Below are 23,998 nucleotides of genomic sequence, written 5' to 3'. Positions count from 1 at the left end.
AGCTTCAAAAGCGCCGGTTTCACCGGCGCTTTTTTGTTGCCGGCTTGTGCGGCTGGGCTTTGCTGCCGTCGACCGCCGGCTTGTCCGCAGGCGAAGAGGATCTCTGCGCCGCCTCATCATCAGCTCTCTCCTTTGCCTCGGGCTTGGCCGCGACCTCGCGCGGCGGTGCCTCCTCTGGCCGTTCCGCCGGCAGGAGCGGGGCAACCTGCGGCAGGGGATCCCAGACGTTCCACTGGCAGATCCGGTAGTCATTGCGCCGCTGCGCCAGATCGAGATGGATATGGTCCTCGTGGTACCAGTCCGAGCCCGGCCCAAGTACGGTGGAAAAGCGCGAACAGACCGAATGCAGCACGCGCTCGCGGACCTCGCGCGGCATGGTGCGGTCGGTCAGGCCGATCGACTGCCCGTTGACCAGCTTGATGGCGCGGACATCGAGCGCGTTGGCCTTGCCGTGCTCGGACAACGTGGCGCCGACAACGCGATTGCGGCCACGGCACTCGAAACTGTCGAAATTGTCGAGATCGCTGATGGTCGAGCCGAGGCTCGCGGCCAGCGGCACCATGTCCTTGCGCACCCAATCGGCGATCGCTGACGCCATGGTGCAGCGGAGGATCGCCGCCGGCTTGACCGCTACCTTGCGCTTGTCCGGTAGCACGATGGCTTCGAGCCGCACCAGATCCTCACCGCCGCAAGCGCCCGGACCGCGGATATCCGGAATGGACGGCGCGATAGCGATCTCCTCGGTCAGCGCGAGGCGGCAGGAAGAGGCCTGCTTCTCGGGCGGCGGCGCGGCCTCGGCGGGCTTGCTGGCGCCAGGTTCGTCCGCGGAAGGCTTGTCGGGCGAAGGCTTTTCCGGGGAAGGCTTTTCCGCAGAAGGCTTGCCGGCGCTCTCCGGAGCGGCATCGTCCGATGCTTTGGGGGCCTCCTCGGGGCGGGGTCTGGGGAGCGGGATATTGCCAGGGACCTTGGCAGAATGCCACGTCGCGCGCGGCCGTGGTGCAGCAATGCCGAAGATATCCAGCGGGGAGGCATATTTTCGCGCCTCTGCCCGATCCGCGAGCACGAGCGCGACGGTAACCATTGCCGCGCCGGCGGACATATAGCCGCGACAAGACCATTTGCGGCGAAGGGCCGGCAGGCTAAAACTCATGACAATTCTTTGGCCCAACGCTGAGAGCGACAATCCGCCCAGCGGCTTCTCGGAGGAACGACGGAATGCTTGGTTTGATGCAAGACTGGCCCCTGCTCTGCCACCGGATCATCGAACACGCCGCCAGGATTCATGGCAAGCAGGAGGTCGTCACGCGCTCGGTCGAAGGACCGATCCATCGCACAAATTATGCCGAGATCCACAAGCGCGCGCTCAAGGTCTCGCAGATGCTGGAGCGCGGCGGCATCAAGCTCGGCGACCGTGTCGCAACGATCGCCTGGAACACCTGGCGCCATCTCGAGGTCTGGTACGGCATCATGGGGATCGGCGCCATCTGCCATACCGTCAATCCCCGGCTTTTCCCCGAGCAGATCGCCTGGATCATCAACCATGCGCAGGACCGCATCGTGATGACCGACATCACTTTCGTTCCGGTCCTGGAGAAGATCGCCGACAAGCTTACAAGCGTGGAACGCTACGTCGTGCTCACCGACAAGGCGCACATGCCACAGACGACGCTGAAGAATGTGGTCGCCTACGAGGACTGGATTGCGGAGGCCGACGGCGAATTTAAATGGAAGGACTTTGACGAGAACACGGCGGCTGCGATGTGCTACACGTCAGGCACCACCGGCGACCCCAAGGGCGTGCTGTATTCGCATCGCTCCAACGTGCTGCATGCGCTGATGGCGAACAATGTCGACGCGCTCGGCACCAGCGCCTCCGAGACCATGCTCCCCGTGGTGCCGCTCTTCCACGCCAACAGCTGGGGCATCGCCTTCTCCGCGCCCTCGCAGGGCACCAAGCTGATCATGCCCGGCGCCAAGCTTGACGGCGCCTCGGTCTACGAGCTGCTCTCGACCGAGAGAGTGACGCATACCGCCGGCGTGCCCACGGTGTGGCTGATGCTGCTCCAGCACATGGCCGCCAACAATCTCAAGCTGCCGGATCTGAAGATGGTGATCTGCGGCGGCTCGGCGATGCCGCGCTCGATGATCAAGGCCTTCCTCGACATGGGCTCGAACGTCCGCCACGCCTGGGGCATGACCGAGATGAGCCCGATCGGCAGCGTCGCGGCGCTGAAGCCGCCGTTCCAGAATGCGACGGGCGATGCGCGGCTCGACGTGCTCCAGATGCAAGGCTACGCGCCGTTCGCCGTCGAGATGAAGATCACCGACGATGCCGGCAAGGAACTGCCATGGGACGGCACGACCTTCGGCCGTTTGAAAGTCTCCGGCCCCGCCGTCGCCAAAGCCTATTTCCGCATCGACGCCAACATCCTCGACAAGGACGGCTTCTTCGACACCGGCGACGTCGCGACCATCGACGAGGCCGGCTACATGCGGATCACCGACCGCTCCAAGGACGTGATCAAGTCCGGCGGCGAGTGGATCTCCTCGATCGACCTGGAAAACCTCGCAATCGGCCATCCCGCGGTGGCGGAAGCCGCCGTGATCGGCGTGTTCCATCCCAAATGGGACGAGCGTCCGCTGCTGATCGTGCAGCTCAAGCAGGGCCAGCAGGCCAGCCGCGAGGACATCCTGAAGTTCATGGACGGCAAGATCGCCAAATGGTGGATGCCCGACGACGTCGCTTTCGTCGACGGCATCCCGCACACGGCGACGGGCAAGATCCTGAAGACCGCGCTGCGTGACCAGTTCAAGGACTATCGCTTCCCGAACGCGGCGGCGTAGACGGCCGAACCAAACACTGTCATTTCGGGGCGATGCCAACGGCATCGAATCCGGAATGACAGGGCCGTAACATCCCGGGAACCCTTGAATTTGCCTTCGGGCCGTGATCTCAACGGCCCATAGTCGCGCCAAATCGGCCGACACCGCCCCCAAGACCCCGGCAGAGCTCACCCGATGGCCCGCAGGTTTTCCGCTCCCTATCAGTCGGAGCCCGTATCCAGCCTCGCGAGCTGGGCGCGCAATTTGGCCGTGTTCGCAGTGGTGGCGGTGGTGGTCTCGATCATCATCCTCCGGTTCGGCTTCCTGGAGATGAAGCCGGCACTCGCGACTTTCTTCGGCGGGCTCGGGATCGCCGCGCTCTCGATCCTGTTCGGGCTCGCAGGCTTTGCCGCGATCTGGCAGAACGGCTCGCGCGGCATGGCGCGCATTCTGCTTGCCTTCCTGATCGCCGGCGCGATCCTCGCCTATCCCGCTTATCTCGGCCTGCAATACCGCAAGCTGCCGGCGATCCACGACATCACCACCGACCCGATTGACCCGCCGCGCTTCGACGCACTGGCCCGCCTGCGCACCGGCGATGGCGCCAATACCGCTGTTTATGCTGGCCTCTATTCGGCCGAGCAGCAGCGTCAGTTCTATCCCGATATCGAGCCGATCGAGCTTGAGATTTCGGCCGACCGCGCTTATGCGATCGCGCTCCAGCTCGTCAACAAGCGCAAATGGCTGGTCATCGACGAGCGCGCCCCACAGCCGCCGCGCCGCATCGGCCGTATCGAGGCTGTGGCGCGTTCGCCCATCATGGGATTCCGCGAGGACATCGCCATCCGCGTCGTGCCCGACGGCGACGATTCCCGCGTCGATATCCGCTCCGCCTCGCGCTATTTCGAGAGCGACCTCGGCAGCAACGCCGCGCGCGTGAAAAAATTCATCGACGACCTCAACACCGCCGCCGACGCCGACGCACTCAAGCCGGTGAAGAAGACCCCGGTGATGCCGCCGAAGGCGCCGGCGAAGACAGTGAAGAAGTGACGGAACGCTAAGCGTTCGCCATCCGATACGTCCCGCCAATCACGGGATCGCCGTCAGTCGCCACCACGCCGCGGGCGACCAGATCTTCCAGATGCGCCAGCACGGAATACCCGGCAGCTGTCGTCAGCCTGGGATCGATGCCGATATAGATCGCGCGGACCATGGTCGGGATGTCGGTCTCGCCCTTGGCGAGGCGATGCAGGATCGAGGACTCGCGCGCCTTGCGGTGACGGATCAGGAAGCGCACGAAGCGCGGGCCGTCCGGGATCTCGGGACCGTGGCCGGAGAAATACAGATCCTCCTCGCGTGCGGCCAGGCGGTCGAGTGACTCCATGTAGTCGATCATCGAGCCGTCGGGCGGCGCCACGATCGAGGTCGACCAGCCCATCACGTGATCGCCGACGAAGTTGAATTTTCGCTCGGGCCAGGCGAACGCGAGATGATTGGCGGTGTGGCCGGGCGTCGCCACGGCTTCGAGCTGCCAGCCGTCGCCTTCGACGACGTCGCCATGGGCGATCCTGATATCGGGCGCGAAGTCGCGGTCCGCGCCGGATTCCGGATTGTGCTTCTCGCTCTCGAAACGCGGGCGCGAGGCGCGGTGCGGACCTTCGGCATAGACCGGCGCGCCGGTCGCCTGCTTGATCCGCGCGGTGTTCGGCGAATGGTCGCGGTGGGTGTGGGTGACGAAGATATGGCTCACCGTCTCGCCGCTGACAGCATCGAGCAGCGCCGCCGCGTGCGCCTCGTCGTCCGGACCGGGATCGATGATCGCGACGTTGCCTTGGCCGACGATGTAACTGACCGTGCCGGTGAAAGTGAACGGGCTCGGATTGTTACAAAGCACGCGCCGCACACCGGGGCGGACTTCCTCGACGACGCCGGGCTTCAGCGGAAAGTTGCGGTTGAACGGGACGTCGTCGTTGTCGGACATGGCTTGCTCATACCTTGCTGACTTCGTCTTGCCCGGGCTTGTGCCCGGCATCCACGTTCTTCGCGTGGTCTAAGACGTGGATGGCCGGGACGTCTAGCGCGAAGACGCGCTTCGCGCTTCTGCCCGGCCACGACGCAATTCCACGCCGAGACGTCTGCTCAGAAAAACGCCTGAATGCCCGTGATCGCGCGGCCCAGGATCAGGGCGTGGACGTCGTGGGTGCCCTCGTAGGTGTTGACCGTCTCGAGGTTATGGACATGACGCATCACGTGGTACTCGGCCGAGATGCCGTTGCCGCCGTGCATGTCGCGCGCGACGCGGGCGATGTCGAGCGCCTTGCCGCAATTGTTGCGCTTCATGATCGAGATCATCTCGGGGGCGAACTTGCCCTCGTCCATCAGACGGCCGACGCGAAGCGAGCCCTGGAGACCCAGCGCGATCTCGGTCTCCATGTCGGCGAGCTTCTTCTGCACGAGCTGGGTCGCGGCGAGCGGCTTGCCGAACTGCTTGCGGTCGAGCGTGTACTGGCGGGCGCGGTGCATGCAATCCTCGGCCGCGCCGAGCGCGCCCCAGGAAATGCCGTAGCGGGCGCGGTTGAGGCAGCCGAACGGGCCCTTCAGGCCGGAGACGTTGGGCAGCAGCGCGTCTTCCGGCACCACGACGCCGTCCATCACGACCTCGCCGGTGATGGAGGCGCGAAGGGACAGCTTGCCGCCGATCTTCGGTGCGGACAGGCCTTTCATGCCCTTCTCCAGCACGAAGCCGCGGATCTGGTTGTCGTGCGCGGCCGACTTGGCCCAGACCACGAACACGTCGGCGATCGGCGCGTTCGAGATCCACGTCTTGCTGCCGGTGAGGCGATAGCCGTCCGAGACCTTCTCCGCCCGGGTCTTCATGCCGGCCGGATCGGAGCCGGCGTCGGGCTCGGTCAGGCCGAAGCAGCCGACCCACTCGCCGCTGGCGAGCTTCGGCAGGTATTTCTTGCGCTGGTTCTCGTCGCCATAGGCGTAGATCGGGTACATCACCAGCGAGGACTGCACCGAGTTCATCGAGCGGTAGCCGGAATCGACCCGCTCGATCTCGCGGGCGACGAGGCCGTAGGCGACATAGCCTGCATTGGCGCAGCCATATTCCTCCGGCAGCGTGATGCCGATCAGGCCGAGCTCGCCCATCTCGTTGAATATCTCGCGGTCGGTCGTCTCTTCGAGATAGGCCTTGGTGACACGCGGCAGCAGCTTGTCCTGGGCGTAGGCGCGCGCGGTGTCGCGCACCATGCGCTCGTCTTCGGTGAGCTGCTCGTCGAGCAGGAACGGATCGTCCCACTGGAAAGAAGCCGAGATCGGCTTGTCCTTGGCCTGAGGGCGCGCGGTCATGAAACGTCCTTTCGTCTGGTTCCGTCAAAATTTGCCCGACAAAGTAAAGCGCCGCGGCAACAAGTGCAATTGCGTTGCAGATGTATGGGCCTGCGTGGATCCCGGGGACGCGCGTCGCGCGCCCGGAATGACAGCGCTAGCTTTCGAGCTGCTCGTTAGCGACGATCTCGATACCGAAGCCCGACAGCCCCTTGTAGTCGTGCACCGAAGAGGTGAGATGCCGGATCGAGGTGACGCCGAGATCGCGCAGGATCTGCGCGCCGACGCCGACTTCGCGCCACTGGCGGTTGCGGTCAGCCTCGGTCGCGCTCTCATCGGGCAGCGGCGCCACGGGGACACCGGCCGCGCCGTCGCGCAGATAGACTAGCACGCCACGGCCGGATTTCTTGAAGTGCTCGAGCACCACCGCCATGCGTTTGTGTCCGGTGAAGATGTCCTTGACGATGTTCGGCTTGTGGAAGCGCGTCAGGACGTTCTTGCCGTCGCCGACGCCGTTGTAGACGAAGGCGACGTGGGCGATGGAATCGAACGGCGAGCGGTAGGCATAGCCCTGAAGCGGCCCGATAGGGCTCTCGGTGACGAAGGTCGAGACCCGCTCGATCAGCTTCTCGCGCACCTGGCGGTAGGCGATCATGTCGGCGATGGTGACGTGCTTGAGCTTGTGCTCGGCGGCAAAGCGGGCGACCTGCTCGCCCTTCATCACGCTGCCGTCGTCGTTCATCAACTCGCTGATGACGCCGACCGGTGGCAGGCCGGAGAGCTTGCACAGATCGACTGCGGCCTCGGTATGGCCGGAGCGCAGGAGCACGCCGCCATCCTTGGCAATCAGCGGGAAGATGTGGCCGGGACGGGCGAAATCGTTGGCGCCGGCGTTGGGATTGGACAGCGCGCGGCAGCACGAGGCGCGCTCTTCGGCCGAGATGCCGGTGCCGCCGTCGGGCTTGTAGTCGATCGAGACCGTGAATGCGGTGGTGTGCGCGGAATCGTTGTGGGCCACCATCGGATCGAGCCGCAGGCGGCGCGCATCTTCGGTGGTGATCGGCGCGCAAACGATGCCGGAGGTGTGGCGGATGATGAACGCCATCTTCTCGGAGGTGCAGAGCGAGGCGGCGACGATCAGATCGCCCTCGCCCTCGCGGTCATCGTCGTCGGTGACGACCACGAGCTCACCGCGGGCAAAGGCCTGCAAGACTTCCTGAACGTTATCGGGCATTTCCCAATCTCTATCGGTTATAGCCCGGAGGCTTAGCCGGACTTGGGCCGGGGCGCTAGTGTCCTGGACGCAACCGCATATTCCGGGTGGCGGGCCGATCAAAGGGTTTCAGGCTTGCACCGAAGATACCGGGGATTTAGCAAGAAATGCTCCCGGGAAGAAGGCCGCCAGGCACTGTCAGGGCAGCACTTCGCGCCGCTCGCCGAGGCGCTGATCGAGCTCGGCACGTTTGTCGGCCAGAAGCCCGGCCTGGGCGGCCTCGATCACGGTGAACAGCTCGTGGGCATCGCTGAGCCGGGTCACGGTGACGTAGCTGGCGCCGGCCTCGTAGAGCTCGCCGACATCGGCCAGCAGATCGGCGCTCGCCACGATCAGGGCGGTCGGGTTGAGCGCACGGACGTGGCGAACCAGCTTCTCGTTGGTAGCGCCCTTGAGCAGCGAATCCGGCACGCTGAGGATGATCATCTCGGACTTGCCGATCCCGGCATGGAGCAGCGTATCGGCGCTGCTGATGTCGCCATAAATCACGTGCAGGCCGCGCGAAAGCAGGGTCTGGTACACATTGGGGTTGAAGTCGACCACGGTGATCTGCTCCAGCAGCACCGGCGCCTGCCGCTCGATCTCGGCCAGCAGCGCGCTCGCCGCACGGAAAAAGCCGAGGATGACGATGCGGCGGGCTTCGCCATGACCGCCCTCGTGGCCCTCCTCGCCGTGGCCGTTGCCATGGTCGAGGTCGCGCAGGCCGATCCGCTTCAGGGGCCCGATCGCCCAGCGCGTGATCTCGTCGCTGCGGGTCATCGCGAAGGTCGAGACCACGGCCAGCACCACGAAGGCGAAAGAGGCCGCATTCGCCGTCTCGGCTGCGATGTGGTGGTCGGCGACGCCGGTCTGGATCACCACCAGCGAGAACTCGGAGATTTGCGCGAGGTTCAGGGCCGGCAACAGGCTGGCGCGCAAGCCCTGCTTCATCAGATACAGCGGGGCGAAAGTGGTGACGAGGCGGCTCGCCACCGTGAACACCGCGATCAGCAAGGCAAGGCCGATCACGGAGAGGCCGGGCACGGGAATGGTCATGCCGAGAGCGACGAAGAACAGCGTGATGAAGAAGTCCCGCAGCGTGGTGACCTTGGCCGTGACGTCGAGCGCATAAGGAAAGGTCGAGAGCGAGACGCCGGCGATCAGGGCGCCCATCTCGCGCGACAGCGACAGCCGCTCGGCGGTCTCGGCGACCAGGAAGCACCAGGCGAGCGCGCCGAGCAGGATCAGCTCGGGGCGGCGGGCGATCTGGTGAAACAGGCGCGGCAGCACGTAGCGGCTGACCAGCAGCGCGGCGGCGACCAGCACCGCGACGCGGCCGATCGAGAGCAGGATGACGCTGACTTCCAGATTGGCAAGGCTCGGCTGCACCGCCAGGAACAGGATGGCGAAGATGTCCTGGAGCACCAGCACGCCGAGCGTGATGCGGCCGGGCAGCGTGTCGAGCTCGCGTTTCTCGTAGAGCACCTTGACGATGATGACGGTGCTCGACAGCGCGCAGGCGACGCAGAGATAAACCGCATCGAACTGCCCCCCGCCGAGCGACAGGCCGATGCCGGCGAAGAACAGCACCCCGAGCAGACAGCCGCCGATGAGCTGGCCGCCCGCCGCGAACAGGATCACCTTTCCCGCCCGCACGATCTTCTTCAGGTCGATCTCCAGGCCGATCATGAACAGCATGAAGATCAGGCCGAGCTCAGAGATGACGCTGATCGATTCCTGCGACTTGACCCAGCCGGCGCCGAATGGACCTATGCAGAAGCCGGCGATAAGGTAGGCCAGGATCAGCGGCTGCCTGGAGAAGTGGGCAAGCAGGCCCAGCATCCAGGCAAACAGGATACAGAGAGTGATGTCGCGAATGAGCTCGTGCATGCCAGATTGGTCCGTTCTGCCGCACCCTAATGATCGAGTGCGGCGCGGCAAGCGAGCAATTCGTCACATGCGGATGAGGCTCGCCGTTGCAATGCTGTTATGTCCGCTCGCGTTCGCCCCGCCCGCGCTTGCCCAGCCCAAAGTCAATACCGAGCAGAGTTCTGCCGATTCGCTCACCGCCACGCCGAAGGAGGAGCCCGCCGTCTCCGGCGGCTTCTACGTGCCGGCCTATTCCAGCGTGGCAATGAGCCAGGGCAAGCTGCGCGTTGATTTTTCGGTGACGCTAAGCATCCACAACGCCTCGGAGACCCAGGCGCTGGTGGTCAAGCGCATTGCCTATTTCGACACCGCAGGCAAGCAGGTCGAGAGCTATCTGAAGGCGCCGGTCGCGCTCAAACCGCTCGCCACCGTCTCGATCTTCGTTCCGACCGACGACGTGCGCGGCGGGACCGGAGCCAATTTCCTCGTCGACTGGGCCGCAACAAGCGAGATCGCCGAGCCTGTTGTCGAGGCCTTGATGGTTGGCGGCGTCGCCAATGCGCATTACGCCTTCATTAGCCAGGGCCGTCCAACCCGGACCGTCGGCAAGAAGTAAGCAAGAAACACGACTGACCGGCGCAAAGCCGGCAGCCTGACAAGAATAGAACGAGGAACGCCCCATGACCTCCAGCTTCGATTTCGCGCCCCTGTTTCCCGCAGGGCTGCCGGCCCCTTCCGCGCGCTGGACGGGCCTTGCCAAATACAGCTTCGTTGGCGGCAACAACGATTCCGAGCAGGTGCCGCTCGACGATTTGGTCGAGGCTGCCAACACTGTACTTCGGAGCGAGGGCCGATCCCTTTCCACTTATGGCCTGGCGCATGGCCCGCAGGGTTATTTGCCCCTGCGCGAATTTCTCGTCGCAAAACTCAAGCGCGATGCCGGCATCAGCTGCACGGTCGACGATCTCATGATCGTCTCCGGCTCGCTGCAGGCGCTCGATCTCGTCAACGCGACCCTGCTGACGCGCGGCGACACCGTGATCTTTGAGCAGGACAGCTATCAGGGCTCGCTGACCCGCCTGGCACGGCTCGGGGTCAACGTAACAGGCATCCCCCTCGACAAGGACGGCATGCGCATGGACGTGCTGGCCACGACCCTGGCAGACCTCAAGAGCCGCGGCATCCGGCCAAAATACATCTACACCATTCCGACGGTACAGAACCCGACCGGCAGCATCATGCCGGAGGGCCGCCGCGCGGAGTTGTTGCGGCTATCGGCAGAATACCGCGTGCCTGTATTCGAGGACGATTGCTACGCCGATCTGGTCTGGTCAGGACAGCGGCCGCCGGCGATCTATGCGATGAGCCCGAACGGCGGCGTGATCCATATCGGCTCGTTCTCGAAGTCGATTGCGCCGGCGCTGCGCGTCGGCTTCATCGTTGCGCCATGGGATGTGATGTCGCGGATGCTGGCGCTGAAGACGGACGCCGGCTCCGGCGCACTGGAGCAGATGGTGCTCGCCGCCTACTGCAAGCCACATTTTTCGACCCACGTCCCGGCGCTGACAAAGGCGCTGCGCACCAAGCTCGATACGCTGATGGAAGCCCTCAACGAGCAATTCGGGACGACAGCCGAATTCGAGGAGCCGAAGGGCGGCATCTTCCTGTGGGTGAAGCTGCCCCATCAGGTCGATACGCTAAAACTGTATCAGGCCGCACTCGCGGCCGGCGTATCGATCAATCCAGGGCCGGAATGGTCGACCGACAAAAGCCATTCCAGCTCGCGGCTGCGGCTGTGCTTCGCGAGCCCTTCGCATCAGCAGATCCGCGAAGGCGTCGCCGTGCTGGCCGAAGTGTGCCGCAAGGAGTTCGGCGTGCCGGCCCGCAGCGCCAATGTGGAGAAGCGGCCCTGAGCCACCTGGGGCTGGCTGCCGTGGATCGCGGAGGCCGCGCCATCCTCCCCCGGAAGCAGCCGGCCTCATCGACGCGGATCAAATTCGCGCGCGAATGGCGGCTGCCGTGGACCGATACGAGCAGGATGCTACACTTTGGCATTATTGGAAGTGGGGCTTTTCAGGACATGACGCGTTGTCCGAGCCGCTGGATCACGGCGGCGCTGCTGTGGCTTGCATTCACGCCAGCGGCCGGCGCCGAGACGCTTGCGGCGACGGTCGAGCAATGGGGCCTGCTCGGCTCCTGGGCGGTCGATTGCGCGGCTCGCCCTGACCGCGACAAGGGCGCGGCGCTGACTTACGAGATCCGGAAGGACGGAAGGGTGATGTACCGGCGCAATTTCGGCGAAGCCAAGGACGAGAACGAAGTGGTGTCCGCCACGGTCGGCGCCGAGGGCCTGCTCAATGTGATGGTGTACTTCCCCTCGCTGCATCAGACGCGCGAGTTCGGTCTGCTCTCTCAAAGCAAGATAGCTTGCGCGCGATCTACAATCGCAGTGAGCACGGCGAGTACACGATCAGGGACGGCAAATACGTCGCGACAGGCGCGCCAACACCGGCACAGCAACGCTGCGATTGACTATTACCCTCGAGCTTGATCTCTCGAAAAACTGCTCCACACTTTTCTGTCTGAACAGCTGTTCAGAATTCTCTTGTGATTCCTCCGGAACGTTCACGCGAATGCGCCGTTTAGATTTGCATTCTATTGGAGGAGGACATCATGAAGAAAATTGGTTATGTGGTTGCTGCTATCGGTGCGCTCGCGGTGGCATTGCCGACGCTCGCCAGCGCGGAGACGGTGGTGATCAAGCGCGGTCATCATCACGGCCCGTACGGCGCCCGCGCCGAATACGGCATGCATCGCGATCACGGCTGGCATCGCGGCTGGCACCATCGCGACAAGGTCGTCGTGATCAAGCGTGGCGGTCATCGCCACTGGGACTAATGCGCAACGCAATACGGAAATGGCCCCTCACGGGGCCATTGCTTTGTGTGTTCGAAACGTTCGGCGAGGTTAGTCCCACGCCGGCGCGAAGCCGGGATTGACGCAGCGGCTGTCTTTCGGCAGCGCCGCGATCTTGTTGCGGTCGGCATCGTCGAGCGTGATCTTCAACGCGTCGAGATTGGCCTGTTGGCTCTCGATGCGTGAGGCCTTCGGAATCGCGGCGACGCCATCCTGGTCGAGCAGCCATTTCAGCGCGACCTGCGCGGCGGTCGCGTCGTGCCTCGCGCCGATCTCGGCCAGCACCGGATCGGATGCGACGCGCCCCTGCGCCAACGGGCAATACGCAACCAGCGGGATCGACTTGGCGTTGAGATAGGTCAGCACCTTCGATTGATCGAGCATCGCGTGATATTCGATCTGATTGCAGGCGATCGGCGCCTTGATGTCCTCGACCGCGATCTTGAGCAGCGCGGTGGTGAAGTTGGCGACGCCAATCGCTCGCGTGCGCCCCTCCTCCTTCAGCTTCATCAAGGTCTCGAACACAGCACCCCAGTTCGCGGCCTTGGACGGCCAGTGCACGAGATAGAGGTCGACGTGGTCGAGCCGGAGTTTTTTCAGGCTGGCGTCGAAGGCGCGGCGGATCGCTTCGGGTGCGAGGTTCTCGTGCCAGACCTTGGTCGTGATATGCAGCTCGCCACGCTGCACGCCGGCCGCTGCGAGCGCCGCGCCGATCGGCTCTTCGTTGCCGTACATCTCGGCGGTGTCGATATGGCGATAGCCGATCGACAGCGCGCTCTCGACCGCCGCGCGGCAGGTATCGCCCTGCATGCGGAAGGTGCCGAGGCCGAGCTTGGGCATGCTGATGCCCTGTGTCTTCAGATTGTCCATGAAAAGGCTCCTAAGATATTTCAGCCCGCCGGATGCGCGCGGCGATGCCGCGTGAGCAGACTCTTCGGTGATGGAAAAGAGATGGCGGGAACGTACAACATAGCGTGTGAGCCGCACGAGCGCCAATCAAGATCGGGTTAGCGACCTACGAATGCTGCGCCACCACGGCCTTGCCACGGAACTGCGCCAGCGTGTGCGCGATCTCGGATTTCTCCTCGGTCACGGCATTCCGCCAGGTCTCGCCGTTCGGCAGCTTCTGCTCCGAGGGAATCGTGCAGTCGGTGTAAATGTGATCGCCGGAATGGATGAAGAAGTCCGGGCGATTGTCGAGCATGGTGCGATAGCTGCGATAGCCGCCGCGCGATGTGTCGATGCCCCAGCCCTGCCCCGCGTGTCGCCGGACCACAGGAACGAGATCGACCGGCCGGCAGCCGGCGCGGTGCGGAAATGGCCGATGCGGCTTTCGCCGGCGATGCCGGTCGCGATGTCGTCGAAGCGCACACGATAGAAGATGTCCTGCCCGAGGGGCAGATCGTTCAGCAGCAGCTTTGAGGTGAAGTCGGTATCCGGCAATGCATCGCTCGAAGCTGACGCAATAATGGTCTTGAAGCTCTCGACGGTCGAGCACTCCACCTGCATCCGCGCCGGCCGGCCGGCGCGCGCCCAGATCACGGCGGAGCCATCCGAGGCGTCGCCGGACTGGATGCCGCCTGCGATCTGCGGACGATCGGCGGCGCGGCTGAGATGTGGCTTTGCGAGCGTGGCGGCGGCGAGGCTGGAGGTGGAGCGGACCAGGAATTGCCGCCGGGTCCGGGCGCGCGAGGCGCGGAGCGATGCCATTCAGGAAACCTTCGTCGAATCGCGACGGAAGGTGCCTGCGTCGTTTGACTCCCGGCTTACGGTTTCTTGACCGCGGGCCTACGGTTTTGCGACGTACGGATGACGGCTCGGAACTGACCTTAGCGCTGCCAGTTGCAGATGCCGCCGGAGCGGCAGGGCCAGGTCTGGATGCGGGTATCCCTCGCCTGCGCGTCGAGCGGATTGCCGTGGCGATGCGCGAGCTTGGTGCGCGCCGCGCCGCGTGGCTGCGCGGACTTGGCGTGAGCAACCTTGGAGCGCGCCACCTTGGCGTGCGCGACCTTCGGCTCCGACACGTGCACGCGTTCGGCCGCGACTTTCTTCGGCACGCCGAACGGCTCGGCGCGCGCCTGCGCCTCATTGCCGCCGCGCGCCTCCAGCGCGAGCGGCGCGAATTGGGTTTCGGGCCCGAGCCGCTTCGGCGACAACACCGCCTTCGAAAGATCGAGGCCTAGATACTCACTCGGCTTGTACTCGTCAGCGCGCGCGATGCCGCCCCATGCGAGCACGAGGGCAACGGCAACTGCAAAACGAACGCTCTTCAGGACCACGGACGCCTCCTGAAATTGATTGTTAAGAGGTAATTGGCCTCTATTTAGGAGGCGTCGCGCGCAATTCCAGCGGTCAACTGCCGCCGTGGTTAAGAAGTTGGCGGTGTCAGGCGACCCTTCGCGGTGCACCGGTCCCTTCAAGGAACCCCATCAGACGGTTGCGAATGATGGTTTCCGCCTCAGCCATGATCCTGTCGACGAGTTCCTTGCAGGTGGGGATGTCGTGGATGAGCCCTGCGACCATGCCGCAGCTCCAGGCGCCAGCATCCATCTTCCCGTCCAGCATGATCCTGGGATAGACGCCCGCGACCTGATCGTGGATGTCGTCGATCTTGAGCTTGTCGCCCTTCTCGCGTTCGATCTCGAGCAGGCGGTCGACATTGGCGTTCTTCAGCACGCGCTCGGTGTTGCGCAGGCTCCGCATGATCAGGCGGGTGTCGAGTTCGGTTGCCGCGACCAGCGCGTTCTTCACGTTCTGATGCACCGGCGCTTCCTTGGTGGCGATGAAGCGCGTGCCCATGTTCATGCCGGCTGCACCCAGCGACAGCGCCGCGACGAGGCTGCGTCCGTCGGCCATGCCGCCAGAAGCGACGAACGGGATCTTCAATTCCTCCGCCGCGCGCGGCAGCAGGATCATGTTGGGAATGTCGTCCTCGCCGGGATGGCCGCCGCACTCAAAACCGTCAACGCTGACGGCGTCGCAGCCGATGCGCTCAGCCTTCAGGGAGTGGCGCACCGAAGTGCATTTGTGGATGACCTTGATGCCGGCCGCCTTCAGCGCCGGCATGTAGGCTTCCGGGCTGCGGCCCGCGGTCTCCACGGATTTGACCCCGCCCTCGACGATCGCGGCGATATATTCAGGGTAAGACGGCGCGGCGAAGGCCGGCAGGAAGGTGAGGTTCACACCGAACGGCTTGTCGGTCATGTCGCGGCAGCGCGCGATCTCTTTTGCCAGCAGCTCCGGCGTCTTCTGCGTGAGACCGGTGATGATGCCGAGCCCGCCGGCATTGGAGACGGCGGCCGCCAGCTGTGCAAAGCCGACGAAATGCATGCCGCCCTGGATGATGGGGTGCTCGATGCCGAACAGTTCGGTGATCGCGGTCTTCACTTAAGTTACCTCCCGGACTTTTGCTTGGTGTTCGGACCAGTCTAGCCGGACTTTTGCGCCGCGGTCACCCTTTCTGTCCCAACGGTCGTTGGCTCAATGTCCCTTTGCCGGCGCGTTCAGATTGATTGGCCGCAGCACGGCGGCAGTGGGGATCATCAGCACGGCAACAACCGCGAGGGTCCAGAACACGTCGATATAGGCGAGCAAATCGACCTGCTGCTGCAAGATGCGGCCGACCCAGGCGACGGCCTGCGAGGCCGCATCGCTCGCGCTCGAGCCCTGAGCCTGGAAGAAGCGGGTCATCGTCTCGATGGTCTGCTGGTAGCCGAGATCGGATGGCGCGGCGTGCTCGATCAGCCGGCTCTGGTGGAATTGCTGGCGCTGCGCCAGGACCGTCTGTGCCAACGCGACGCCCATGGAGCCGCCGATGTTGCGAGCGACGTTGATCAGCGCGGAGGCTTGGTTGGTCTTTTCAGGCGGCACGCCGTCGTAGGACGCTGTCGTGACCGGCAGGAACAGGAAGGGCAGACCGAGGGCGAGGAAGATGCGCGACATCGCGGCGTAGCCGTAGGTGATGTCGCCGGTGAGCCCCGTGAGATGCCACATCGAGAACGCGACGATGGCAGCGCCGAGCATGATGAGATATTTCGGCTGCATGATGCCGGTAAGGCGGCCGACCACGGGCATCAGCACCAGCGTCGCGATGCCTCCGGGTGACAATGCGAGACCGGCGAGCAGCGCAGTGTAGTTCAGTTCGGTCTGGAGCAGTTGCGGCAAAAGCTGCGTTGTGGAGATCAGCACCGCACCGGTAGCAAGCATGACCAGGAAGCAGGCGGCGAACTGGCGGCGGCCGAGCAGGCGGAGATCGACGATGGGATCCTCGCGTGTCAGCTCCCAGGGGATCAGCGCAAGCAGTGACACGGCCGAAAGCAAGGCGAAGAACACGATCATGTTCGAGCCGAACCAGTCGCTGCGCTGGCCTTCGTCGAGCACGTATTCGAGCGAGCCGAGCCCGGTCGCGACCAGCAGGAAGCCGACATAGTCGACCCGCAGCCCCTTGCTCAGCAGCTTCTCCCTCTCCTCCTCCGCGCCCGACGGCTCCTTGACCAGCGTGCCGACCAGGAACAGCGACAGCACCCCCATGGGGACGTTGATCAGGAACACCCAGTGCCAGGTGTAGGTGTCGGTGATCCAGCCGCCGAGCGTCGGTCCTATCACCGGCGCCACCACGACGGCGATGCCATAGATCGCAAAGGCCTGGCCCCGCTTGTGGGGCGGGAAGGAGTCGGCGAGGATCGCCTGCTCACTGGTCGCCATGCCGCCGCCACCAAGGCCCTGAAGGATGCGGAACAGCACCAGCGCCTGCAAATTCCATGCGAAGCCACACAAAAGCGAAGAGACCGTGAAGGTCGCAACGCAGATCATGTAGAAGCGTTTGCGGCCGATCACGGTCGACAGCCAGCCCGAGATCGACAGCACAATGGCGTTGGCGACGAGATAGCTGGTGATGACGTAGGTGCTCTCGTCGATACCGACCGCGAGGCTGCCCGCGATGTGTCGCAGCGCGACATTCGCGATGGTGGTGTCGAGCACCTCCATGAAGGTCGCGATCGAGACGACGAAGGCGATCAGATAAGGATTATGACCACCCGCCGCCGAGCGCTCCGGCGACCAGCCGCCCGCGGATGCGCCGCCGTCGACGGCGTCCGTCATCGCACCCTGATCCAGGGCACGACCGACATGCCGGGGCCGACAGGCAGATCCGCCGGCCAATTGTCGACCACGATCTTCACCGGCACGCGCTGCACCACCTTGACGTAATTGCCGGTGGCGTTCTCCGCCGGCAGCAGGCTGAACGCGGTGCCGGAGCCCGGCTGCACGGACTCGACATGGCCGGTCAGCTTACGGCCGGGATAGGCGTCGATGCGGATCTCGACCGGCTGGCCCGGCCGCATGTCATTGAGCTGCGTCTCCCTGTAGTTGGCGACGATCCAGACCTCGTCGGGCACGAACATCATCAGGCTTTGTCCCGCAGTGACGAAAGTACCCTTGGCGCCACTGAGCTTGACGACGCGGCCAGACTGCGCCGCAACGACGCTGGTATATTGCAGGTTCAACTTGGCCTGATCGAGCTGCGCCTGCGACTGCGCGAGCTGCGCGCGGGCGCCCTCGAGCTGCGCTTGCAGCGTCTTGATGCCCACTTGCGCGGCGGTCACCGCGGTCTTCGCACGTTCAGTGTTGGCCTGCTGCGCCTGAAGATCGGAGCGGGTCTGTTGCTGGCGCTGCACGGTGCCGGCGCCCTTCTCGACGAGATCTTCCGCGCGCTTGAACTCCTCCTGCGAGAACTGGAGCTGCGCCTGCGCTTGTTCGAGCTGCGCCTGGGCCTGCTTGATCTGTTCCTGTTGCGAAACGATCTGGGCCTCGACGTTGGCGATGTTCGCCGTTGAGACCGCAACTTGAGCCGCGGCCTGGTCTATGGCGATGCGATAGTCGCGCTCGTCGATCTTGGCAAGGAGATCGCCGGCGTTGACATGCTGGTTGTCCGTGACCGGAATATCGGTCACATAGCCGCCGACCTTCGCGGCCACCGAAAAGGTGCGCGCCGCGACGAAGGCATCGTCGGTGGATTCATAGTGGCGCACCTGGAGCCAGTAGAGCAGGCCAGCGATCAGGGCCGCGAGCAACACAATGGCGCCGACGGTGGCGAGCAGCCAATGCTCGCGCATCCGATCTCGCAGCGATGGCATCTTCGCCGGCTTCTGATCTTTGGCGTCGCGGGCCTGATCAGGAGATGTCTCCGGAGCTTCCTTCGCCCTCTGCGGCGGCTCCGCGGACGGCCCATGCTCCCGGGTTTGAGCATCCACGGTGAACACCTCTGTCGGTACTAAGCCGCCTCAGTCCGGCTCGCACCGGAGGCCTAACCGCAGTGCGAAGGCATGGTTCCGGCCTGCGCAAGCGACGGTGTCATACGTCAATGTGACTGCTCAAAGAACAAGCGCGGCATCGTAGATGCCGCGGTTGCTGCGAATTCGCTGTTAACACCTTGCTCAGTGCGTATTGGTCTCATGCCATTTTTCGAGATCGGGTTTCACCTCGCCCGATCCCTGCTCCTTTTCCGGATTGCCTTTCCAGGGCTTGTCCGTTTGCTTGTGCGAACCCCAGTCGCTCTGCTGCCGGGGATCGTCGTTCGGCCGTTCCTTGCTCATCGAACTCCCTTTCCGTGAATCCCTAAGCGAAGGGGACGCCATAGTAGGAGTTGATACCGCGAACTGCGGCGTCATCACCCCAGTTCCAATCACTCCGTTCGCCGTATTTCGGCGCGCCTTCCAGCTCCTTGGTGGTAATGCCGGTGACGTAGCCGCCAAGCTCCGTGTCGTATTTCAGCGACTGCCACGGCAGCGGATAGTGGTCGTTGCCGAGGCCCAGGAAACCGCCGAAGCCGAGCACGGCGTAGGACACCTTGCCGCTGACCTTGTCGATCATCACGCGTTCGATCGAGCCGATCTTGTTGCGATCGGCGCCATAGACCGATGTTCCCTCAACCTTGTCGCTGCCGATCAAACGGCCCACCTCGTTTTGGTGCAGTTCGCCTTGATTCAACATCTCAATTCTCCACTCAGCCAGTATCGAGACAACCCGAATGAGTGAGCGATCGTTCCAGCTTGTTCCGCGTGAGTTGAGGAACATCGTCTGAAACAGGCGGTTCTCTCGACTTCAAGTCCCCGAATCAAAGTTCCTGGAGCGAAGAGCCGCCCACGATGTCCCAGACCGTCTCCGACTTCATCGTTCAGCGTCTGCATCAATGGGGAGTGCGCCACCTCTTTGGCTATCCCGGCGACGGAATCAACGGCGTGTTCGGTGCCCTTCAGCGTGCTGAGGGCAAGATCGGCTTTGTCCAAGCCCGGCATGAGGAGATGGCCGCCTTCATGGCGACCGCGTATGCGAAGTTCTCCGACCAGCTCGGCGTCTGCATCGCAACTTCGGGCCCCGGCGCCTCGCATTTGATTACCGGTCTCTACGATGCCCTGCTCGATCACCAGCCGGTGCTTGCGATCGTCGGTCAGCAGGCACGCAATGCGCTGGGCGGACATTATCAGCAGGAACTTGATCTCGTCTCGATGTTCAAGGATGTGGCTGGCGCCTACGTCATGCAGGCATCCTCGCCGGCGCAGATTCGGCATCTGATTGATCGATCGATCCGGATCGCGCTGGCCCGGCGGACGCCAACCGTGATCATCTTGCCCAACGATATCCAGGAGGAGCCGTACGAGGATCCGCCGCGCGCTCACGGCACCCTGCATTCTGGCATCGGCTATAGCGCTCCAAGCATCAAGCCTCGTGACGCTGATCTCGACCGTGCCGCCGAAGTGCTCAACGCCGGCAAGAAGGTCGCGATGCTCGTCGGCGCCGGCGCGCTGCATGCCACCGAAGAGGCGATCGCGGTCGCCGACCGGCTGTCGGCCGGCTGTGCCAAAGCGCTGCTCGGCAAGGCTGTGCTGCCCGACGACCTGCCTTGGGTCACCGGCTCGATCGGCCTGCTCGGCACCGAGCCCAGCTACAATATGATGATGGAATGCGACACGCTGCTGATGGTCGGCTCCGCCTTTCCCTATGCCGAATTCCTGCCGAAGGAAGGCGCGGCGCGCGGCGTGCAGATCGACATCGACGCCAGCATGTTGTCGATCCGCTTTCCCATGGAGGTCGGCCTCGTCGGCGATGCCGCCGAGACGCTGCGCGCACTGCTGCCGCGACTGAAACCCAAGAGCGACGGCGCCTGGCGCCAGGGTATCGAAGCCGACGTCGCGAAATGGTGGAAGACGCTGGATGACCGCGCACATCAGCCAGCAGCACCGGTCAATCCGCAGCTCGTCGCCTGGGAATTGTCGCCGCGCCTGCCGGACCTGGCCATCATCACCAGTGATTCCGGGTCCTGCGCCAACTGGTTCGCGCGCGACCTGAAGATGCGCCGCGGCATGACGGCCTCGCTCTCCGGCGGCCTCGCCTCTATGGGTGCCGCGGTGCCCTATGCGCTCGCCGCGAAATACGCCCATCCCGACCGCCCCGTGATTGCACTCGTCGGCGACGGCGCGATGCAGATGAACAACATGGCCGAGCTGATCACCGCCGCGAAGTATTGGCGCGACTGGAAGGATCCGCTCTTCATCGTCTGCGTCTTCAACAACGAAGACCTCAACCAGGTGACCTGGGAGCAGCGCATCATCAACGGCGATCCAAAATTCGAAGCATCGCAGCGCATCCCAAACGTGTCCTATTCGCGCTTTGCCGAGTTGATCGGCCTCTCCGGCATCTACGTCGACAGCCCACAGCTGCTGGGCTCGGCCTGGGAGCAGGCGCTGGCGAGCGAGATGCCGGTGGTGCTGGAGGTGAAGACTGACCCCGAAGTGCCGCCGCTGCCGCCGCACGTCACCTTGCAGCAGGCGAAGAATTTCTCGCTCGCTCTGATGAAGGGCGATCCCAACGAGAGCGGAGTGATCAAGGGGGCGGCGCGGCAGATGTTGGAAAAGATCCTGCCTGGAAAGGAATGAGGTGAAGCATGAGCGATTTCCGCGATATCCAGCACGGCGTCAACGATCCCGTCGATGGCCTCGACGTGAAGCGGCAGATCAACGACAACCGGACGCCGCATGAACGGGCACAACGCCATGCAGACGTACGTGCCGAGGCCACCGCCACGCCGACCGAGCCGTTTCTGCCCGAACGGCTTCGGCGCAAGCCGACCGACCCCATCAATCCGCGCACCGGGCGGCATCCCACGGATTAACCGTTAGGAACCTCGGCCCCTGCGGCGTGTTGGTCGGCGCAATGTCGCGCGGCGAGAAGCTGCGCGCTCAATGGAGGGACCGGACCATGAAACGTACCATCATCGCCCTTGCTTGCGTGCTTTTCGCAGGCCCCGCGCTCGCCCAGTCGCTGGGTGAGAAGACCGGCGTCAATTCGGCGCTCGGCGTCGCGCCTGCTACCGCCGACTTCGTCAAGGAGGTCGCCATCAGCGACATGTTCGAGATCGAATCGAGCAAGCTCGCCGAGCAGAAGGGCAACGCGCAGGAGAAGAGTTTTGCGCAACAGATGGTGACCGACCACACCAAAACCAGCGGTGAACTGAAGGGCCTCGTCAGCGGCGGCAAGGTGCAGGCAACCCTGCCGACGGCGCTCGACAGCTCGCACCAGAGCAAGCTCGACAAGCTCAAGAGCGCGAATGGCAAGGACTTCAGCTCGGATTACAATTCGTACCAGGTCAGCGCCCATGAGGACGCGGTCTCGCTGTTCGAGCGTTACGCCAAAGGCGGGGACAATTCCGACCTGAAGGAGTGGGCCGGCAAGACGCTGCCGGCGCTCAAGCACCACCTCGACATGGCCAAGGAGCTCGGCAAGGCACCGAGCGTCGGCCAGTCCAAGTAACGAGTTTCCGAGGACGCCGGCTTGCATATGCCACGAGGCAGAGCTTAGGAACCTTCTTTGCCTCCGGGCTTTGCAAGACCGTCATGGGGACATCACGCTTGCAGACCGATGGCCTTAGTCAATGTCAAACCTACCCGGATCGACGTCGCGATCGCGAACGAGATCGCTGATCACACCAATTCAGGCGTCGAGCACACCGCGCAGACATTAACCTGGGCCGCCGACGAGCACGTGCTGCTCGCGCTGGCCGCAGCGGGGTGGCTCTATGCTCATATTTGGCAGCCGCAACAGCGGCCCGTGGCAAATCACGTTCTGGCTGTGTCGCTAGCGACGGCCGTTCTGCCTCATGTCCTGAAATCCGTGTTCGATCAGATCAGGCCAGACCGGCTGACCATACGCGGACACCGACATGGAGTACCCGTCTCAGGACAGGCGCGCGACGCCTTCCCGTCCGGTCACGCGGTCCATATGGGCGCACTTGCCTCGGCGGCGGGCTTGCTGCCCGAAGCGCCGCGTCGATTGGTGTGCACGGTTGCGGTCGCGCTTTCGCTGACACGGATCGCGGTGCTCGCGCATTGGGCAAGCGACGTGGTCGCAGGATTTGCGCTTGGCGCGGCTGTAGAGAGACTTTTGCGGCCATGGACACTGACGCGATCGTTCCGCGAACAGGTCAATCGGCGGGAACGGACGTGACCGAATATGTCCTGCGATTCATTGCCGGCGGCGTCATCGTCTCCGCCTTTGCGATCTTCGGCGATATGCTCAAACCCAAAAGCTTTGCGGGGCTGCTCGGCGCAGCGCCGTCAGTCGCACTGGCGACGCTCGGCATCGCCGTCGTCCAGCACGGCCCGCAATATGCTGCGGCCGAAAGCTGGACGATGATCTATGGCGCGGTCGCGCTCGGCTGCTACAGCGTTGTCGTCTGCCATCTGCTGATCGGATACCGTGTGTCCGCGCTGCCCGCGACCGTCCTCGCTGTTGTCGTGTGGCTTGCGGTCGCCTTCGGCCTGCTCGCCGGCTTCGGAGGTGCGGCCTGATGCCGGTCAAGCTGTCACTCTCCGCGCTAAAGCAGACACGCTGGTACGAATACGGCATTCGTTTCCTGCTCGGTGGCTTGGCGACCGTGCTCACGGGGATACTGGGAGCGCGCTTCGGTGTGTCAGTCGGCGGGCTATTCCTTGCGCTTCCCGCCATCTTCTGCGCGAGCGCCACGCTGGTCGAAAGCCATGAGCGCCGCACCAAGGAGAAGGCCGGCCTCAGCGGCACGCGCCGCGGGCAAGAAGCCGCCGCGCTCGACGCGGCTGGCGCCGCCTGGGGAAGCATCGGTCTCCTGGCATTCGCCGCCATCTTTCATCTCACCGTGGCTTCGAGCGTTCCGGGCGCTTTCGCTGCAGCGTTGATAGTCTGGGCCGTCGTCTCGGTATTGGCCTGGTGGCTCAGGCGCAAGCTTCGCATCGTCTCCCGGAAGCCGCACCGATCAGCCCATTCGCGATCGGCAAAGAGCTCTCCCCTCGCGAAGCGTTAGCTCGCTTTCGCTTGCGTCGAAGGCTGCAATCTCGGCGGTTGAAGGCCCGGGCTGTTGGCCCAGCGCCTGCTCGATGACCATCTGGTGGCTCGGATTTTGTGGAACCCTCGTGGAATGAGTTTGTTGAGTGGATTACTCAACATACTCATTTTGGGTGATTGACCATGAACGACCTTCGCGCCGAGCGGCTCCAGGTCATGCTGTCACCAGAAGAACTGGCCGCGGTGGACGACTTCCGGTTCAAACATCGCATGCCGACACGAGCCGCGGCGGTACGCGAGCTCCTCAAGCTCGGACTGGCCGCCGCCGGGGTCGATGCAGGGGCTAATGTCAAATCGAGCAGGTTCGGGGTTTTCGGGCGCGGCCCGGACGGCCACACGCACCCGCATCCGCAGCGCGAGTCCGAAGATTAGCCCGGCCCGATGCTCAAGCAAACGGCCCCGGCACGGGGTGCCAGGGCCGTCCTTGGAGAT

Annotated in this window: 24 protein-coding genes and 2 pseudogenes; 13 read left to right on the top strand and 13 right to left on the bottom strand. The window is 64.1% G+C overall.

Features of this window, described 5'->3' with window-relative positions; translation table 11 throughout:
• Positions 1 to 19: 19 nt before the first annotated feature.
• Positions 20 to 1,150, bottom strand: a complete 1,131-nt coding sequence (locus IVA74_RS22075) for an extensin family protein (RefSeq protein WP_247348036.1) — start codon at positions 1,148 to 1,150, stop codon at positions 20 to 22.
• Positions 1,151 to 1,215: 65 nt separating this feature from the next.
• Here IVA74_RS22075 and IVA74_RS22070 point away from each other — a divergent pair, with 65 nt between their 5' ends.
• Positions 1,216 to 2,844, top strand: a complete 1,629-nt coding sequence (locus IVA74_RS22070; protein WP_247348025.1) for a fatty-acid--CoA ligase — start codon at positions 1,216 to 1,218, stop codon at positions 2,842 to 2,844.
• A gap of 174 nt (positions 2,845 to 3,018) precedes the next feature.
• A complete protein-coding gene (locus tag IVA74_RS22065) occupies positions 3,019 to 3,873 on the top strand; it encodes a DUF1499 domain-containing protein (protein WP_247348024.1) in 855 nt (284 codons plus the stop codon).
• Between the two features lie 7 nt (positions 3,874 to 3,880).
• On the opposite strand, the gene IVA74_RS22060 is transcribed toward IVA74_RS22065, so the two are convergent.
• From IVA74_RS22060 to IVA74_RS22045, 4 genes are all read right to left on the bottom strand, one after another.
• Positions 3,881 to 4,804 (bottom strand): MBL fold metallo-hydrolase, encoded by a 924-nt coding sequence (locus IVA74_RS22060; protein ID WP_247348023.1) that lies wholly within the window; start codon positions 4,802 to 4,804, stop codon positions 3,881 to 3,883.
• 158 nt (positions 4,805 to 4,962) lie between these two features.
• Positions 4,963 to 6,177: an acyl-CoA dehydrogenase gene (locus tag IVA74_RS22055; protein ID WP_247348022.1), complete on the bottom strand. Its 1,215-nt coding sequence runs from the start codon at positions 6,175 to 6,177 to the stop codon at positions 4,963 to 4,965.
• Positions 6,178 to 6,313: 136 nt separating this feature from the next.
• Positions 6,314 to 7,390, bottom strand: a complete 1,077-nt coding sequence (gene ribB, locus IVA74_RS22050) for a 3,4-dihydroxy-2-butanone-4-phosphate synthase (RefSeq protein ID WP_247348021.1) — start codon at positions 7,388 to 7,390, stop codon at positions 6,314 to 6,316.
• A gap of 177 nt (positions 7,391 to 7,567) precedes the next feature.
• A complete protein-coding gene (locus IVA74_RS22045; protein WP_247348020.1) occupies positions 7,568 to 9,298 on the bottom strand; it encodes a cation:proton antiporter in 1,731 nt (576 codons plus the stop codon).
• A 67-nt stretch (positions 9,299 to 9,365) separates the two neighbouring features.
• Between IVA74_RS22045 and IVA74_RS22040 the strand changes: the two genes are divergently transcribed.
• The 4 genes and pseudogenes from IVA74_RS22040 to IVA74_RS22025 all read left to right on the top strand — a co-directional run bounded on the left by IVA74_RS22040 (position 9,366) and on the right by IVA74_RS22025 (position 12,175).
• Positions 9,366 to 9,893 carry a DUF3124 domain-containing protein gene (locus IVA74_RS22040; protein ID WP_247348019.1) on the top strand — a complete coding sequence of 176 codons (528 nt, stop codon included), beginning with the start codon at positions 9,366 to 9,368 and terminating at the stop codon, positions 9,891 to 9,893.
• 64 nt (positions 9,894 to 9,957) lie between these two features.
• Positions 9,958 to 11,190, top strand: coding sequence for a PLP-dependent aminotransferase family protein (locus tag IVA74_RS22035; RefSeq protein WP_247348018.1), 1,233 nt, complete (start codon positions 9,958 to 9,960; stop codon positions 11,188 to 11,190).
• A gap of 167 nt (positions 11,191 to 11,357) precedes the next feature.
• Positions 11,358 to 11,809: pseudogene (locus tag IVA74_RS22030) on the top strand (hypothetical protein).
• A gap of 141 nt (positions 11,810 to 11,950) precedes the next feature.
• Entirely contained in the window at positions 11,951 to 12,175 is a 225-nt protein-coding gene (locus IVA74_RS22025; protein WP_247348016.1) for a hypothetical protein, read from the top strand.
• A gap of 69 nt (positions 12,176 to 12,244) precedes the next feature.
• On the opposite strand, the gene IVA74_RS22020 is transcribed toward IVA74_RS22025, so the two are convergent.
• From IVA74_RS22020 to IVA74_RS21975, 8 genes and pseudogenes are all read right to left on the bottom strand, one after another.
• Complete coding sequence (locus IVA74_RS22020) at positions 12,245 to 13,063, bottom strand: aldo/keto reductase (protein WP_247348013.1); 819 nt, start codon at positions 13,061 to 13,063, stop codon at positions 12,245 to 12,247.
• A 172-nt stretch (positions 13,064 to 13,235) separates the two neighbouring features.
• Positions 13,236 to 13,903 (bottom strand): annotated as a pseudogene (locus IVA74_RS41210) (PhoD-like phosphatase N-terminal domain-containing protein); the annotation flags it as partial.
• A 119-nt stretch (positions 13,904 to 14,022) separates the two neighbouring features.
• The gene (locus IVA74_RS22000) at positions 14,023 to 14,472 is read right to left on the bottom strand and encodes a hypothetical protein (RefSeq protein WP_247348010.1); all 450 of its coding nucleotides are present in this window, start codon (positions 14,470 to 14,472) and stop codon (positions 14,023 to 14,025) included.
• A 106-nt stretch (positions 14,473 to 14,578) separates the two neighbouring features.
• Positions 14,579 to 15,580 carry a nitronate monooxygenase family protein gene (locus IVA74_RS21995; RefSeq protein WP_247348008.1) on the bottom strand — a complete coding sequence of 334 codons (1,002 nt, stop codon included), beginning with the start codon at positions 15,578 to 15,580 and terminating at the stop codon, positions 14,579 to 14,581.
• Between the two features lie 93 nt (positions 15,581 to 15,673).
• Positions 15,674 to 17,293 (bottom strand): DHA2 family efflux MFS transporter permease subunit, encoded by a 1,620-nt coding sequence (locus IVA74_RS21990; RefSeq protein ID WP_247348007.1) that lies wholly within the window; start codon positions 17,291 to 17,293, stop codon positions 15,674 to 15,676.
• Complete coding sequence (locus IVA74_RS21985) at positions 17,290 to 18,444, bottom strand: HlyD family secretion protein (protein WP_247348005.1); 1,155 nt, start codon at positions 18,442 to 18,444, stop codon at positions 17,290 to 17,292. Before IVA74_RS21985 ends, IVA74_RS21990 begins: the two co-directional genes overlap by 4 nt.
• 183 nt (positions 18,445 to 18,627) lie before the next feature.
• Positions 18,628 to 18,786: a hypothetical protein gene (locus tag IVA74_RS21980; protein ID WP_247348003.1), complete on the bottom strand. Its 159-nt coding sequence runs from the start codon at positions 18,784 to 18,786 to the stop codon at positions 18,628 to 18,630.
• Between the two features lie 22 nt (positions 18,787 to 18,808).
• Entirely contained in the window at positions 18,809 to 19,183 is a 375-nt protein-coding gene (locus IVA74_RS21975) for a PRC-barrel domain-containing protein (protein WP_247348001.1), read from the bottom strand.
• A gap of 155 nt (positions 19,184 to 19,338) precedes the next feature.
• Between IVA74_RS21975 and IVA74_RS21970 the strand changes: the two genes are divergently transcribed.
• From IVA74_RS21970 to IVA74_RS21940, 7 genes are all read left to right on the top strand, one after another.
• A complete protein-coding gene (locus IVA74_RS21970) occupies positions 19,339 to 21,126 on the top strand; it encodes a thiamine pyrophosphate-requiring protein (protein WP_247347999.1) in 1,788 nt (595 codons plus the stop codon).
• Between the two features lie 8 nt (positions 21,127 to 21,134).
• On the top strand, positions 21,135 to 21,362 hold the full coding sequence (locus IVA74_RS21965) for a hypothetical protein (protein WP_211397214.1): 228 nt from the start codon (positions 21,135 to 21,137) through the stop codon (positions 21,360 to 21,362).
• An 86-nt stretch (positions 21,363 to 21,448) separates the two neighbouring features.
• Positions 21,449 to 22,000, top strand: coding sequence for a DUF4142 domain-containing protein (locus IVA74_RS21960; protein ID WP_247347997.1), 552 nt, complete (start codon positions 21,449 to 21,451; stop codon positions 21,998 to 22,000).
• A gap of 108 nt (positions 22,001 to 22,108) precedes the next feature.
• Positions 22,109 to 22,693 (top strand): phosphatase PAP2 family protein, encoded by a 585-nt coding sequence (locus tag IVA74_RS21955; protein WP_247347995.1) that lies wholly within the window; start codon positions 22,109 to 22,111, stop codon positions 22,691 to 22,693.
• Entirely contained in the window at positions 22,690 to 23,037 is a 348-nt protein-coding gene (locus tag IVA74_RS21950; protein WP_247347993.1) for a DUF3147 family protein, read from the top strand. Before IVA74_RS21955 ends, IVA74_RS21950 begins: the two co-directional genes overlap by 4 nt.
• The gene (locus tag IVA74_RS21945) at positions 23,037 to 23,525 is read left to right on the top strand and encodes a DUF3147 family protein (RefSeq protein ID WP_247347991.1); all 489 of its coding nucleotides are present in this window, start codon (positions 23,037 to 23,039) and stop codon (positions 23,523 to 23,525) included. The genes IVA74_RS21950 and IVA74_RS21945 overlap by 1 nt, the downstream gene beginning before the upstream one ends.
• Before the next feature lie 164 nt (positions 23,526 to 23,689).
• Entirely contained in the window at positions 23,690 to 23,938 is a 249-nt protein-coding gene (locus tag IVA74_RS21940) for a hypothetical protein (protein ID WP_247347989.1), read from the top strand.
• The last annotated feature ends 60 nt before the right edge of the window (positions 23,939 to 23,998 follow it).

Source organism: Bradyrhizobium sp. 132 (assembly GCF_023074185.1).
Taxonomy (GTDB): domain Bacteria; phylum Pseudomonadota; class Alphaproteobacteria; order Rhizobiales; family Xanthobacteraceae; genus Bradyrhizobium.
The sequence above is the reverse complement of the archived record's forward strand: the minus strand, read 5'-3'. Positions and strand labels throughout refer to the sequence as shown.

What these genes read in the sequence shown, in the direction of transcription:
- IVA74_RS21990 (WP_247348007.1), bottom strand. Translation starts at nt 17,293, where the DNA reads ATGACGGACGCCGTCGACGGCGGCGCATCCGCGGGCGGCTGGTCGCCG.
- IVA74_RS21945 (WP_247347991.1), top strand. Translation starts at nt 23,037, where the DNA reads ATGCCGGTCAAGCTGTCACTCTCCGCGCTAAAGCAGACACGCTGGTAC.
- IVA74_RS21965 (WP_211397214.1), top strand. Translation starts at nt 21,135, where the DNA reads ATGAGCGATTTCCGCGATATCCAGCACGGCGTCAACGATCCCGTCGAT.
- IVA74_RS22045 (WP_247348020.1), bottom strand. Translation starts at nt 9,298, where the DNA reads ATGCACGAGCTCATTCGCGACATCACTCTCTGTATCCTGTTTGCCTGG.
- IVA74_RS21980 (WP_247348003.1), bottom strand. Translation starts at nt 18,786, where the DNA reads ATGAGCAAGGAACGGCCGAACGACGATCCCCGGCAGCAGAGCGACTGG.
- IVA74_RS22020 (WP_247348013.1), bottom strand. Translation starts at nt 13,063, where the DNA reads ATGGACAATCTGAAGACACAGGGCATCAGCATGCCCAAGCTCGGCCTC.
- IVA74_RS21970 (WP_247347999.1), top strand. Translation starts at nt 19,339, where the DNA reads ATGTCCCAGACCGTCTCCGACTTCATCGTTCAGCGTCTGCATCAATGG.
- IVA74_RS21960 (WP_247347997.1), top strand. Translation starts at nt 21,449, where the DNA reads ATGAAACGTACCATCATCGCCCTTGCTTGCGTGCTTTTCGCAGGCCCC.
- IVA74_RS22025 (WP_247348016.1), top strand. Translation starts at nt 11,951, where the DNA reads ATGAAGAAAATTGGTTATGTGGTTGCTGCTATCGGTGCGCTCGCGGTG.
- IVA74_RS22065 (WP_247348024.1), top strand. Translation starts at nt 3,019, where the DNA reads ATGGCCCGCAGGTTTTCCGCTCCCTATCAGTCGGAGCCCGTATCCAGC.
- ribB (WP_247348021.1), bottom strand. Translation starts at nt 7,390, where the DNA reads ATGCCCGATAACGTTCAGGAAGTCTTGCAGGCCTTTGCCCGCGGTGAG.
- IVA74_RS22055 (WP_247348022.1), bottom strand. Translation starts at nt 6,177, where the DNA reads ATGACCGCGCGCCCTCAGGCCAAGGACAAGCCGATCTCGGCTTCTTTC.
- IVA74_RS22040 (WP_247348019.1), top strand. Translation starts at nt 9,366, where the DNA reads ATGCGGATGAGGCTCGCCGTTGCAATGCTGTTATGTCCGCTCGCGTTC.
- IVA74_RS21975 (WP_247348001.1), bottom strand. Translation starts at nt 19,183, where the DNA reads ATGTTGAATCAAGGCGAACTGCACCAAAACGAGGTGGGCCGTTTGATC.
- IVA74_RS21955 (WP_247347995.1), top strand. Translation starts at nt 22,109, where the DNA reads ATGGCCTTAGTCAATGTCAAACCTACCCGGATCGACGTCGCGATCGCG.
- IVA74_RS22075 (WP_247348036.1), bottom strand. Translation starts at nt 1,150, where the DNA reads ATGAGTTTTAGCCTGCCGGCCCTTCGCCGCAAATGGTCTTGTCGCGGC.
- IVA74_RS22070 (WP_247348025.1), top strand. Translation starts at nt 1,216, where the DNA reads ATGCTTGGTTTGATGCAAGACTGGCCCCTGCTCTGCCACCGGATCATC.
- IVA74_RS22060 (WP_247348023.1), bottom strand. Translation starts at nt 4,804, where the DNA reads ATGTCCGACAACGACGACGTCCCGTTCAACCGCAACTTTCCGCTGAAG.
- IVA74_RS21940 (WP_247347989.1), top strand. Translation starts at nt 23,690, where the DNA reads ATGAACGACCTTCGCGCCGAGCGGCTCCAGGTCATGCTGTCACCAGAA.
- IVA74_RS22035 (WP_247348018.1), top strand. Translation starts at nt 9,958, where the DNA reads ATGACCTCCAGCTTCGATTTCGCGCCCCTGTTTCCCGCAGGGCTGCCG.